The organism is Pseudomonas sp. D1HM, from assembly GCF_019266105.1.
Lineage (GTDB): Bacteria > Pseudomonadota > Gammaproteobacteria > Pseudomonadales > Pseudomonadaceae > Aquipseudomonas > Aquipseudomonas taetrolens.
Genome location: NZ_LRMN01000003.1, coordinates 494,669 through 506,532, shown reverse-complemented (window position 1 = coordinate 506,532; position 11,864 = coordinate 494,669). Strand labels below are relative to the sequence as shown.

Here is an 11,864-nt window from a genome sequence, read left to right as displayed (position 1 = left end):
GTGCGCATTGCTCTTTTCCTGTCGGCCTGGCTGGTGTGCCTGGGAGCGTTGGCGGTGCCCAATGAACCGGCGACGCTGGATCGCAGCACCTGGCCCGAATCGCTTACCAGCCCGGCTTTATTCGATGTGGCCTCGCGCGCCGAAATCCTCACCTTTTCCCGGGCCTTGCTGGCCAGCGAAACCCTGGACGAAAACGCCCTCAGGCAACGCCTGGGGCTGAAAACCATCAACCTGGAGGCCATCGAGGCTTTGCGCAAACGGATGTGGCAGCGCCTGTTGGCCAACTACAACCTTGCCCAGCAAAGTTGCGATCAGGATGCGTCGTTTTGTTATTACATCAACGACCTGGACAGCTTGCGGGAGCAGGCCGGCAAGTTCGAAATCACCGACGAGTCATTTTACGCCGCCTGGGCGCAGCCGAGCCGTATGTTTCATCAGCGTTATCTGGATGAGCAATTGCGTCTGGCAGCATTGTTCCCGCAAATCAGCAGCGAAATCGCGCTCTTCAGCGAGCAGGAGTTCAGTGGCGAAGGCATGAATGACCGGCTGTTCATGCTGACCTTCGATAGCGGCCCAAGCGCCTTGCCGGGCACAACCGACTGGCTGACTGATTACCTGCGCACGCAATCCATGAGCGCGACCTTTTTTGTACTGGGCAGTGCCTTGCAAGCCCGGCTCGACAAGGGCAACCCGCAGGCGGTACAGGCGCTGTACAAGGGGCAATGCGTGGGGGTGCAAGGTTGGGAGTATCGTTCGCACAGCCATTGGCAAGACTGGCAGGACTCGATTTTGCGCAGCACGGCGCTGGTCAGGCAGGTATTGGCGCAGCGTTATGTGCCGTTGTTTCGCCCGCCTTACGGGCAGCGAAGGGCAGACAGCGGGGCGTTTTTCCAGGCGCAGGGGCTGCGGGTGGCGTTGTGGGACATTGACTCTCAGGACATGGCAGCCAGCCTGACAGCCGAACAGTCGGCGCACCGTGTATTGAGCCTGATGCTGTTGTGGCGTCATGGGGTGATTACGTTTCACGACACACAGGTAAAAGTGCGCAGCGCGTTGCCCTGGTTGTTAAAGGCGACCGCGCAAAGCGGGTTGGGCTGGGAGGCGTGCGCAGCGTTCAGGTAGTGGCTCGGGCAACGGCTGAAAACGGCGCTGAAGGGCTCAAGAACGTGCTGTTTTGTATCAGGTAGACACCTGACTCTAGCTCTGATCCGGGTATCCGCCAAGGCTATTCGTCAGTCAGAGAAATAAAGTGCCAAAGCGTTAAAAAAACTTTTTTTTGTCACGTGTTTTGGAGTATTACGAAGACAGACGGCCGAAACCTGCACCACAGGTGGCGTCTTCCAGGACCCATCGGGCGGGGCATTCATCTGATATGGACAGATGGATTCGGCAGTCACTTCGAGGCGCAGCACTGTTGAGGTATTGCGTCGAATGGCTCCCACAAAGGTGACCGAGTATGGATGATCACGGACGCACTCCTTCTTCCAACCAGCCAATCCTTTATGTACTCGATACCAATGTTCTGATTCACGATCCAAACGCATTGCTTAACTTCGAGGAACACCACGTCACCATCCCGATGACCGTTCTCGAAGAGCTCGACAAATTGAAAGCCGGCAAGCTACTGGTGGCAGCCGAGTGCCGCCAGGCCATCCGTCTGATTGACCAGACCCTGGGCGTGGCATCGCCGGAAGACGTTGAAAAAGGCGTACCGATCCAGCGCGGAAAAAGTGGACCGAAGGGCTTTCTGTCGATTTTGATGAACCGGCGCAGAGAACCCAACGCGCTGCTTCCTGAAACCCTCAACGACAACATCATCATCAACCAGCTGATTGATTTGCATGCCCGTGAGCCCGGTTTGCATGTGGTGCTGGTGACCAAAGACATCAATATGCGGCTCAAGGCCCGGGCCTGCGGGATCGAGTCTGAGGATTACAGTACCGACCAGCTGGTTGACGACGTTTCGATGTTGTCACGTGGCTATCACACCATGACCGGCTCATTCTGGGATCGGGTCAACAAGGTTGAAACCCGTCAGGGTCATGGCCGCACCTGGCACCAGGTGCAAATGAATGAAAACTTGCCGGCTGTGCACATCAATGAATTCATCATCGATGAGCAGGGTTTTGTCGGCTGGATCAAAGAAGTGCGCAAGGATCACCTGCTGATCCTCGACATGCACCAGGAACCGCTGTTGCACCAGGAAGCCTGGGGCTTGAAGCCACGGGACATTTACCAGGGGCTGGCGTTGTTTGCCTTGCTCGACCCGGATATCCACCTGGTCAACCTGTCGGGTGCGGCGGGTTCAGGTAAGACCATCCTGGCGCTGGCGGCGGCCATTGAGCAAACCATGGTCAGCAAGCGTTACCGGCGGATTATCTGTACCCGCAGTGTGCAAGGGCTGGATCAGGAGATCGGCTTCCTGCCGGGCACCGAGGCCGAGAAGATGGAACCTTGGCTCGGCGCCATTACCGATAACCTTGAAGCCCTGCACATGGATGACGAAAACACGCATGGCAGCGTCGATTACATCCTGAGCAAGGTGCCCTTGCAGTTCAAATCCCTGAACTACATCCGGGGGCGCAGTTTCCAGCAAAGCCTGATCCTGATCGACGAATGCCAAAACCTTACGCCGCACCAGATGAAAACCATCATCACCCGTGCAGGCGCTGGCTCAAAAGTGGTGTGCCTGGGCAACCTGGCGCAAATCGATACACCGTACCTGTCAGCGACCAGTTCGGGGCTGACGTACCTGACGGAGCGTTTCAAAGATTTCCCGAACGGCGTTCACATTGCCCTGCAAGGGGTGCCTCGTTCGATTCTGGCCGAGTACGCCGAATCGCATCTCTGACATCCATTGTTTAACCCTGAATCGGGCGGCCAGGAGCCGCCCGATTGCGTTCCGGTCATAAACGTTCGCACTGAGGTAAGCTCGCTGGCATGAGACGCTGTATCTGCCTGCATCGGGTTCAAGGCAGGCAGTGTTCGCTTGGGAAAGGCCATCCCGGGGCGACGAATGACAGGAGGTTGGGGTGTTACTGCGCAATATTGATTTGAATCTGCTGGTGGTGCTGGATGCGCTGCTCACCGAAAAGCACGTGACCCGCACCGGTATCCGTTTGCATTTGAGTCAACCAGCGATCAGTCATTCGCTGAATAAACTCAGGGTGTTGCTGGATGACCCGCTGCTGATCCGGCAGGGCAATGAGGTGGTGCTGAGTGCGCGGGCACAAAGCCTCCAGGCACCCCTCAAGACCATCCTGGGGCAGATCGAAACGCTGCTCGGTCATTCCATGAGCTTTGTACCTGCGGAGTCACAACGCACTTTCCGCGTGGCGATGTCCGATTACGGTGCGGCGATCGTGCTGCCAAAATTATTGGTGCAGTTGCGCGCGCAGGCACCGGACATCTCGCTGGTGGTCATCCAGGACAGTCGACTCGGCATGCTGGAGCAGATCGAGCACGGCAAGATCGACCTGGCGCTTGGGGTGTTTGCCGCGTTACCGGCGGAGGTTGGCTGCGATGTACTGTTTGAAGAAACCTTTACCTGTCTGCTCAATCGCCAGTCGCTTCCAGACAATGACGTGCTTGATCTGGACACTTACCTGGCGCGACCGCATTTGCTGGTGTCCACGGATGGCAACACCCAGGGCGAAATCGACAACGTATTGCGCACTCGCGGCTTACAGCGCCGGGTGGCGGTCAACGTGCCCCATTGGGGTGCAGCTCCGGGGATGATTGCCGGCACCGACCTGATCCTGACCGTGGCCACCCGTACCCTGGACAATTTGCCGTTGGGCGACACGCTGATTGCACGAGCGCCGCCGATGGCGGTGGCTCCGTTCAATTATGTGCAGATCTGGCACCCGCGCTTTAACGACGATCCGGCCCACCGTTGGTTACGTGAGCGGGTCAGGCAAGTCAGCGCGGCTGCTGCCTGACGCTGTGGCCTCAGCCGCGTGAGGCGATGATAAAGCCGGCCAGCACCACGCTGACGCCGAGGATTTTTTGCAGGCTGGGAGGATGCCGGGGCAAACCCAGCAAGCCGAAGTAGTCCATGAGCAGTGAAATAATCAGCTGGCCCACCACCACCGCCATGATGAAGTTGAGCGCGCCCAGGCGCGGTACCACCATCAGCGCGACGGTGATGTAAAACACCCCGGCGACACCGCCTAGCCAGATCCACCACGGCCCGGCGCTGAGTGCCACGAGGTTGGGGCGGGGCACTTTGACGATCAGCATCAACAGTGAAATCGCCAGCCCGCTGACCAGTAGCGAGATGACGGTTGCCCAAAAGGGATGGCCCAGTATCACGCCCAGCCGGGCATTGCTGCCTGCTTGAAGGGGCACCGCGAAGCCTGCAAGCAGGCTCAGGGCAATAGCAATCAACAGCGACATAAGCACGTCTCCAACGTTTTCAGACGTTGTACGGCGAAGTTCGGGGGGCGGCCAATTCGATGTTCTGATGCCGGGTATTCGTCAGGTCGATGATCCGGTTTAACGCGCGTGGGCAAAAAAGACGCCTCGGGTTTACAATCGATGTTCCTGTCTGGAGTAACCCTGTGCTGACTCATTTAGATTCTCAAGGCCGTGCCAATATGGTCGATGTCACCGACAAAGCGGTGACCTCCCGTGAAGCAACGGCTCAAGCCGTGGTGCGGATGCGCCCTGAAACCCTGGACATGATCGTCAGCGGCGGCCACCCCAAAGGGGATGTATTTGCCGTGGCACGGATTGCCGGGATTCAAGCGGCCAAGAAAACCTCCGACCTGATTCCGCTGTGCCACCCGCTGATGCTCACCAGCGTCAAGCTGGAACTCAGCGCCCAGGGCACCGATGCGGTGTTGATCGTGGCGCGCTGCAAGCTGGCCGGGCAAACCGGGGTAGAGATGGAAGCCCTGACCGCCGCGAGTGTGGCGGCGCTGACGATCTATGACATGTGCAAGGCGGTAGACCGCGGCATGACCATCGAAAGCGTCCGTGTGCTGGAAAAGTCCGGCGGTAAAAGCGGGCACTTCCAGGCTGATGCCTCATGAACCTGAACGTCATGTTCTTCGCACGTTACCGAGAAGCGTTGGGCCGGGACGTGTTGTCGGTGAGCGGCGAGTTTGCGACGGTTCAGCACCTGCGCGAGTCCCTGATGGCTCGGGGCGGGGAGTGGGACGTATTGGCCGAACCCCAGCTCATGTGTGCCCGCAATGAAGCGCTGTGCAAGCTCGATGAGCCGCTGCAGGATGGCGATGAAGTGGCCTTTTTTCCAACCGTGACCGGAGGCTGAAGATGGCGATTCGGGTGCAAGCGGGGGCCTTTGACCCGGGAGCTGAAGTCAACGCCATGCAGGCCGCTAACGCGGGTGTCGGGGCAGTGGTGAGTTTTGTCGGTTATGTCCGTGATTTCAATGACGGGCATGACGTGGCGGGCATGTTCCTGGAGCATTACCCGGGGATGACCGAAAAGGCGCTGGCCGGGATCGCCGCTGAAGCTGAGCAGCGCTGGCCGCTACTCAAGCTGGAAGTCATACACCGTGTAGGGGCACTGGAGCCGGGCGAGCCGATTGTGTTTGTCGGCGTGGCCAGCGCTCACCGTCAGGCGGCCTTTGAGGCCTGCGAATTTGTCATGGACTACCTGAAGACCCGGGCCCCGTTCTGGAAGAAAGAACACACCGCCGATGGCCCGCGCTGGGTTGACGGTCGATCCAGTGACCACGCGGCCGCCGATCGCTGGAAGTAGCGTCTGAATCGCTCAACGTAGCCGTGTGTTAAACGGCTACGCCTTTCTCCCCCTGATCACACGGTCTCAGTCGGGTCCTTCGGCTTGCGTACAGCCCGGACAACAGGTCGCAGCAGTTCTGTCGGCGGGGTTTCGCAGCTGATTTTGCGGCCCAGCAGGGTTTCGATCGATGGCAGCTGGTACGAATCGTCTTCACCGGCAAAGCTGATGGAGACGCCGCTCGCGCCGGCACGCCCCGTACGGCCGATACGGTGTACGTAGTCGTCCGGAACTTCCGGCAGGGTGAAGTTAATCACGTGGCTGATGCCGTCGATGTGAATCCCTCGACCTGCCACGTCAGTAGCCACCAGTACGCGGACCTTGCCTTCACGGAAGCCTTCGAGGGTTTTGATCCGCTTGTGTTGTGGCACATCGCCTGACAGCTGGGCGGCGTTGATGCCATCACGCACCAGGCGTTCTTCGATGCGACGCACTTCATCTTTGCGGTTGGCGAACACGATCACGCGCTCCCAACCGTTATCGTTCACCAGGTTGAACAACAATTTGTATTTGTCAGCCCCGGCAACGGCGTAGACGTGTTGCTCCACCAACTCATTGGCCACGTTCTGCGCTTCGATTTCGACGATGGCCGGGTCAGTGGTCCACTGTTTGGCCAGGTTCATCACGTCTTCGGTAAAGGTCGCAGAGAACAGCAGCGTCTGGCGTTCGGCCTTGGGCGGTGTCTGGCGAATGATCTGGCGCACTTGCGGGATGAAACCCATGTCGAGCATGCGGTCGGCTTCGTCGAGCACCATCACTTCGACCATGTCCAGATGCACTTCACCGCGCTGGTTGAAGTCCAGCAGGCGGCCCGGTGTGGCCACCAGAATGTCGCAGTGGCGAGCTTCAAGCTGCTTGAGCTGCTTGTCGAAGTCCATGCCGCCTACAAACGTCATCACGTTCAGGTCGGTGTACTTGGTCAGGTCGGCCGCGTCTTTGGCGATTTGCACCACCAGTTCACGGGTCGGCGCAATGATCAGTGCTCGCGGCTCACCCATGTAGCGTTCTTTGGGCGGCGGGGTCTGGGTCAGCTGGCTGATGATCGAGATCAGGAAGGCGGCAGTCTTGCCGGTACCGGTCTGAGCCCGGCCAATGGCGTCGCGGCCGCTCAGGGTATAGCCCAGTACTTGCGCCTGGATCGGCGTGCAGTACGGAAACCCGAGGTCTTGAATGGCGTGCATCAGCTCGGGGGTGAGCTTGAAGTCATGAAAGCGGGTTTTGCCTTCTTGCGGTTCGACCGCGAAGTCTTCGAGCTTCCACGGGATGACCGGCGGTTTTGGTGCCGCATCGCGTCGTGGTGTTGGCGCTTTGGGTTTTTCGATATGCACGTGTTCGGGAGCTGGCTGGGCGTCGGGCGTGATCACCGGTGCTTGCACAGGAGCGGAGCGGCCAGGCTGTTGCGCGTCGGTACGCGGGCTGGGTGGGCTCGAAGGTGTAATGGAAGCTGGCGCGAGTGGCTCAGCCTCGCTTTTGCCGAATATTTTTTTGAGTGCTTTGAGCACGGTCATCTCATCAGTTGGTTAAGGAGTGTACGCCGGGCAGTGTAATGCATGTCGCAGGCTCGGCGTAGGGAACGACAGGATGTTTCGGTATTAACCCAGGCGCTTCGTCAGCCAGGCACCGATGTCCCGGATTTCTTCAGGTAACACTTCATGGCTCATTGGGTATTCCTGCCATGTCACAGCCACACCCAAGCGTTTCAAATGCTCATAGGCGGTGCGTCCCATCGCGTTCTGCACCACGTCATCGTACTGACCGTGCAGGCACAGGGCGGGGATTCGCTGCTGGCTCGCAGACAACTGCAGTTCATTGCTGAAGGTGGGGGCGTAGGTGGAGAGGGCGATTACGCCTCCCAGAGGGCCTTGCCATTTCAGATAGGCGGCGTGCAGGACCACTGCGCCCCCTTGTGAAAAGCCCGCCAGAAAAATCCGGTTGCCGTCGATACCGCTCTGGCGCTGGGCTTCGATCAATTCGATGACGTGGTCTGCCGATTCGTTCAGCTGTTCTTCGCAGATCGAGCGCGCCGGACTCATGGCCTTGATGTCGTACCAGCTTGGCATGGCATATCCGCCATTGATCGTCACCGCGCGGGTCGGGGCCTGGGGCAAGACAAAACGCGTGGTCAGCAAGGATTCCTGCAGCGCTTCAGCCACCGGCAGAAAGTCATAACGGTCGGCACCCAAGCCGTGAAGCCAGATAACACAGGCATCTACAGTCTTTTGGGGTTCGATAATCAAAGGCTTGGTCATGGCTGCTCCATCGTTGTGCGTGCTCGCGGATCGGGTGCGCGGCATAGGTGCGGGGTCGATTGAAAAGTACGAAGGGTGTCGGGTATTCGAATGTACGGGTTCCGTAAATACAGGCTGAAACACTTAAGTCGCCAGAGTGGTACGCGCCTTGCTTTGTGGTCAGGGTGGTGAGTTTGACCACCTTCGGCGGTAACACTAACAGGCAACTGCCGGAGGGGGGATAGCAAAAAGCCTGAGAGGTGAAGTTAGACAAGGATTTCAACTGCTCAAGTGAGCGCTTCAGTTTGACGGTACGTGCGATACATCCATCGCTCAAGGCTTATGCCGCTTGATCCAATAAAAAGCCAACACGGGTCAACAGTGCCTCACAAGGGGGCGGCGGGTCTTGTTAAAACACAACAGAAGCAACACTGGAGGTTTGAATGAAGCAGTTGAAATCCACCTTGGCCCTGGCCACCGCAGCAATTGTATTGAGCGTCAGTGGTTTCGCTCATGCAGGTGCGACGCTGGATGGCGTTAAAAAGAAGGGCTTTGTGCAGTGTGGTGTCAGTGATGGTTTGCCGGGTTTTTCGGTGCCGGATGCTTCTGGAAAGATTCTGGGGATTGATGCTGATATCTGCCGCGCGGTGGCTGCCGCGGTATTTGGCGATGCGACCAAGGTCAAATTCAGCCAGTTGAACGCCAAAGAGCGTTTCACCGCGCTGCAGTCGGGCGAAGTTGACGTGTTGTCGCGCAACACCACCTGGACCAGTTCACGTGATGCCGGAATGGGGATGGTATTTGCGGGCGTGACTTATTACGACGGCGTTGGCTTTTTGGTCAACAACAAGCTGGGCGTGAAAAGTGCCAAGGAACTGGACGGGGCCACCATCTGCATTCAGGCCGGTACTACTACTGAACTTAACGTGTCGGATTACTTCCGGGCGAATAATCTCAAATACACCCCCATTACGTTCGACACCTCCGACGAAAGCGCCAAATCACTGGAAAGCGGTCGCTGCGACGTGCTGACCTCCGACAAATCGCAGCTCTATGCACAGCGCAGCAAGCTGGCGAACCCGGGCGATTATGTCGTGTTGCCGGAAACCATTTCCAAAGAGCCTTTGGGCCCTGTTGTACGCAAAGGCGATGAGGACTGGTTCAGTATCGTCAAGTGGACCTTGTTCGCCATGCTCAATGCAGAAGAGGCAGGTATCACCTCCAAAAACGTCGTTGCTGAAGCCAAATCCACCAAAAACCCGGACGTCGCCCGCTTGCTGGGTGCTGACGGAGAGTACGGCAAAGACCTGAAGCTGCCCAAAGACTGGGTGGTTCAGATCGTCAGCCAAGTGGGTAACTACGGCGAAGTGTTCGAGAAAAACCTGGGCAAAAGCTCCCCTCTGGCCATCGACCGCGGGCTGAACGCCCTGTGGAACAACGGCGGCATCCAGTACGCACCACCTGTGCGCTGATGGACCTTTCACCTGGCAGGTAAGGGCGTGTTTTCGATTCGAGAGCAGGTCCTTGCTGCCGGGTGATGTTCTGATCCATTTTTTCAGGGGCACATCATGCAGACTAAAGTCGGCGCACCCAAGCCGGGGCTCAGCCTTGGCGACCCACGTGTGCGCGCGTGGTTATTTCAGATCATCACCGTTGCGCTGGTGGTCTCGTTGGGCTGGTACTTGTTTCACAATACCCAGACCAACCTTGAACACCGCGGGATCACCTCCGGTTTCAGCTTTCTGGAGCGCAGTGCCGGGTTCGGTATTGCGCAGCATTTGATTGACTACACCGAGTCCGACAGTTATGCCCGGGTATTTCTGATCGGCTTGCTCAACACCTTGCTGGTGTCGGGGATCGGAGTGGTTCTGGCGACGATTCTGGGCTTTATCATTGGTGTCGCGCGGCTATCCCCGAACTGGATAATCAGCAAGCTGGCGACGGTTTACGTCGAGGTATTTCGCAATATTCCTCCCTTGCTGCAAATCCTGTTCTGGTACTTCGCGGTCTTCCTGACCATGCCGGGGCCGCGTAACAGTCACAACTTCGCTGACACCTTCTATATGAGCAGCCGGGGTCTGAACATGCCGGCCGCCATTGGCACCGATGCCTTTTGGCCGTTTGTGGCCAGTGTATTGCTGGCGATTGCGGCAGTGCTGGTCATGGTGCGCTGGGCCAATAAGCGTTTTGAGGAGACCGGCGTTCCATTTCACAAATTCTGGGTTGGCCTGGGGTTGCTGCTGGTGATTCCGAGCCTGTGCAGCGTGGTGTCTGGTGCACCGGTGCAGTGGGAAATGCCCGAGCTCAAGGGCTTCAACTTTGTGGGGGGCTGGGTACTGATTCCGGAGCTGCTGGCGCTGACCATTGCCTTGACGGTCTATACGGCAGCGTTCATTGCCGAAATCGTCCGTTCGGGCATCAAGTCGGTCAGCCACGGCCAGACTGAAGCCGCACATTCGCTGGGCATGCGCCCGGGACCAACGTTGCGCAAGGTCATCATTCCCCAGGCGTTGCGGGTGATTATTCCGCCACTGACCAGCCAATACCTGAACCTGGTGAAAAACTCTTCGCTGGCAGCTGGCATTGGTTACCCGGAGATGGTTTCGCTGTTTGCCGGCACGGTCCTTAACCAGACCGGCCAGGCCATAGAGGTCATCGCCATCACCATGAGTGTGTACCTGGCAATCAGTATCAGCATTTCGTTGCTGATGAATTGGTACAACACGCGCATTGCGCTGATCGAGCGATGAGGACGGGACGATGACAACTCATGTTTTCAAACCCGACATGCCGCCGCCGGGCAACCGCATTGGCATCCTGGCCTGGGCACGGACCCATCTGTTTTCCAGTTGGCTCAACACCTTGCTCACCCTGTTTGCCTTTTACCTGATCTGGTTGATCGTGCCACCGCTGTTGAACTGGGCGCTTCTGGATGCCAACTGGGTCGGTACTACCCGCGCCGACTGCACAAAGGAAGGTGCCTGCTGGGTGTTCATTGAGCAGCGATTCGGTCAGTTCATGTATGGCTATTACCCCCATGAGCTGCGCTGGAGGGTGGACTTGACGGTATGGCTGGCGGTGCTGGGGGCCGCGCCGCTGTTCGTTTCGCGCTTCAGGCACAAGGTGGTGTACGGGCTGAGCTTTCTGGTGGTGTACCCGATCTTGGCCTACAGCCTCTTGCACGGCGGTTATGGGGGGCTGAGCACCGTAGCCACCAGCCAGTGGGGAGGCTTGATGCTGACCCTGGTGATCGCGACGGTGGGCATCGCGGGGGCATTGCCGCTCGGCATTCTGCTGGCATTGGGTCGCCGTTCGCAGATGCCGGCGGTGCGCGTGGTGTGCGTGACATTTATCGAGTTCTGGCGCGGCGTGCCGCTGATCACCGTGCTCTTCATGTCATCGGTGATGTTGCCGTTGTTCCTGCCTGAAGGCATGAACTTCGACAAGCTGCTGCGGGCCTTGATCGGGGTCATTCTGTTCCAGTCGGCGTATGTCGCAGAAGTGGTGCGTGGTGGCTTGCAGGCCATCCCCAAGGGCCAGTATGAAGCGGCGGCGGCAATGGGCCTGGGGTACTGGCGCAGCATGGGGCTGGTGATTCTGCCGCAAGCCTTGAAGCTGGTGATTCCCGGCATCGTCAACACGTTTATTGCCCTGTTCAAGGACACCAGCCTGGTGATCATCATTGGCCTCTTCGACCTGCTCAATAGCGTCAAGCAAGCGGCCGCCGATCCCGCGTGGCTGGGGATGGCGACTGAGGGCTATGTGTTTGCGGCGTTGGTGTTCTGGATTTTCTGTTTTGGCATGTCCCGCTACTCCATGCATCTGGAGCACAAGCTGGACACCGGTCACAAGCGTTAGGAGTGCGAC

Annotated in this window: 12 protein-coding genes; 9 read left to right on the top strand and 3 right to left on the bottom strand. The window is 58.3% G+C overall.

Features of this window, described 5'->3' with window-relative positions:
• The 3 genes from AWM69_RS05480 to AWM69_RS05470 all read left to right on the top strand — a co-directional run bounded on the left by AWM69_RS05480 (position 1) and on the right by AWM69_RS05470 (position 3,941).
• Entirely contained in the window at positions 1–1,122 is a 1,122-nt protein-coding gene (locus AWM69_RS05480) for a polysaccharide deacetylase family protein (RefSeq protein WP_218725930.1), read from the top strand.
• Between the two features lie 334 nt (positions 1,123–1,456).
• Complete coding sequence (locus AWM69_RS05475; RefSeq protein WP_048378652.1) at positions 1,457–2,851, top strand: PhoH family protein; 1,395 nt, start codon at positions 1,457–1,459, stop codon at positions 2,849–2,851.
• 181 nt (positions 2,852–3,032) lie between these two features.
• Positions 3,033–3,941 (top strand): LysR substrate-binding domain-containing protein, encoded by a 909-nt coding sequence (locus AWM69_RS05470; RefSeq protein WP_218725929.1) that lies wholly within the window; start codon positions 3,033–3,035, stop codon positions 3,939–3,941.
• A 10-nt stretch (positions 3,942–3,951) separates the two neighbouring features.
• On the opposite strand, the gene AWM69_RS05465 is transcribed toward AWM69_RS05470, so the two are convergent.
• The gene (locus AWM69_RS05465; RefSeq protein ID WP_131652561.1) at positions 3,952–4,398 is read right to left on the bottom strand and encodes a DMT family transporter; all 447 of its coding nucleotides are present in this window, start codon (positions 4,396–4,398) and stop codon (positions 3,952–3,954) included.
• Between the two features lie 164 nt (positions 4,399–4,562).
• On the opposite strand from AWM69_RS05465, the gene moaC reads away from it, so the two are divergent.
• Genes moaC through moaE form a run of 3 tightly spaced genes read left to right on the top strand, consistent with a single transcriptional unit; the run spans position 4,563 to position 5,730 of the window.
• Positions 4,563–5,036 (top strand): cyclic pyranopterin monophosphate synthase MoaC, encoded by a 474-nt coding sequence (moaC, locus tag AWM69_RS05460; protein ID WP_131652562.1) that lies wholly within the window; start codon positions 4,563–4,565, stop codon positions 5,034–5,036.
• On the top strand, positions 5,033–5,278 hold the full coding sequence (locus AWM69_RS05455) for a MoaD/ThiS family protein (protein WP_131652563.1): 246 nt from the start codon (positions 5,033–5,035) through the stop codon (positions 5,276–5,278). Before moaC ends, AWM69_RS05455 begins: the two co-directional genes overlap by 4 nt.
• A gap of 2 nt (positions 5,279–5,280) precedes the next feature.
• Positions 5,281–5,730 (top strand): molybdopterin synthase catalytic subunit MoaE, encoded by a 450-nt coding sequence (moaE, locus tag AWM69_RS05450; RefSeq protein ID WP_131652564.1) that lies wholly within the window; start codon positions 5,281–5,283, stop codon positions 5,728–5,730.
• A gap of 56 nt (positions 5,731–5,786) precedes the next feature.
• Here moaE and rhlB read toward each other — a convergent pair whose 3' ends face one another.
• Complete coding sequence (gene rhlB, locus AWM69_RS05445) at positions 5,787–7,277, bottom strand: ATP-dependent RNA helicase RhlB (protein WP_131652565.1); 1,491 nt, start codon at positions 7,275–7,277, stop codon at positions 5,787–5,789.
• Between the two features lie 84 nt (positions 7,278–7,361).
• A complete protein-coding gene (locus AWM69_RS05440) occupies positions 7,362–8,018 on the bottom strand; it encodes an alpha/beta hydrolase (protein ID WP_131652566.1) in 657 nt (218 codons plus the stop codon).
• Between the two features lie 422 nt (positions 8,019–8,440).
• Here AWM69_RS05440 and AWM69_RS05435 point away from each other — a divergent pair, with 422 nt between their 5' ends.
• The 3 genes from AWM69_RS05435 to AWM69_RS05425 all read left to right on the top strand — a co-directional run bounded on the left by AWM69_RS05435 (position 8,441) and on the right by AWM69_RS05425 (position 11,855).
• A complete protein-coding gene (locus AWM69_RS05435) occupies positions 8,441–9,469 on the top strand; it encodes an amino acid ABC transporter substrate-binding protein (protein WP_131652567.1) in 1,029 nt (342 codons plus the stop codon).
• Between the two features lie 96 nt (positions 9,470–9,565).
• On the top strand, positions 9,566–10,747 hold the full coding sequence (locus tag AWM69_RS05430; RefSeq protein ID WP_218725928.1) for an amino acid ABC transporter permease: 1,182 nt from the start codon (positions 9,566–9,568) through the stop codon (positions 10,745–10,747).
• Between the two features lie 10 nt (positions 10,748–10,757).
• Positions 10,758–11,855 (top strand): amino acid ABC transporter permease, encoded by a 1,098-nt coding sequence (locus AWM69_RS05425; protein WP_131652569.1) that lies wholly within the window; start codon positions 10,758–10,760, stop codon positions 11,853–11,855.
• Positions 11,856–11,864 lie beyond the last annotated feature (9 nt).

Coding starts and splice junctions, on each gene's coding strand:
- AWM69_RS05475 (WP_048378652.1), top strand. CDS start 1,457: ATGGATGATCACGGACGCACTCCTTCTTCCAACCAGCCAATCCTTTAT.
- AWM69_RS05465 (WP_131652561.1), bottom strand. CDS start 4,398: ATGTCGCTGTTGATTGCTATTGCCCTGAGCCTGCTTGCAGGCTTCGCG.
- AWM69_RS05455 (WP_131652563.1), top strand. CDS start 5,033: ATGAACCTGAACGTCATGTTCTTCGCACGTTACCGAGAAGCGTTGGGC.
- moaE (WP_131652564.1), top strand. CDS start 5,281: ATGGCGATTCGGGTGCAAGCGGGGGCCTTTGACCCGGGAGCTGAAGTC.
- rhlB (WP_131652565.1), bottom strand. CDS start 7,277: ATGACCGTGCTCAAAGCACTCAAAAAAATATTCGGCAAAAGCGAGGCT.
- AWM69_RS05440 (WP_131652566.1), bottom strand. CDS start 8,018: ATGACCAAGCCTTTGATTATCGAACCCCAAAAGACTGTAGATGCCTGT.
- AWM69_RS05435 (WP_131652567.1), top strand. CDS start 8,441: ATGAAGCAGTTGAAATCCACCTTGGCCCTGGCCACCGCAGCAATTGTA.
- AWM69_RS05430 (WP_218725928.1), top strand. CDS start 9,566: ATGCAGACTAAAGTCGGCGCACCCAAGCCGGGGCTCAGCCTTGGCGAC.
- AWM69_RS05425 (WP_131652569.1), top strand. CDS start 10,758: ATGACAACTCATGTTTTCAAACCCGACATGCCGCCGCCGGGCAACCGC.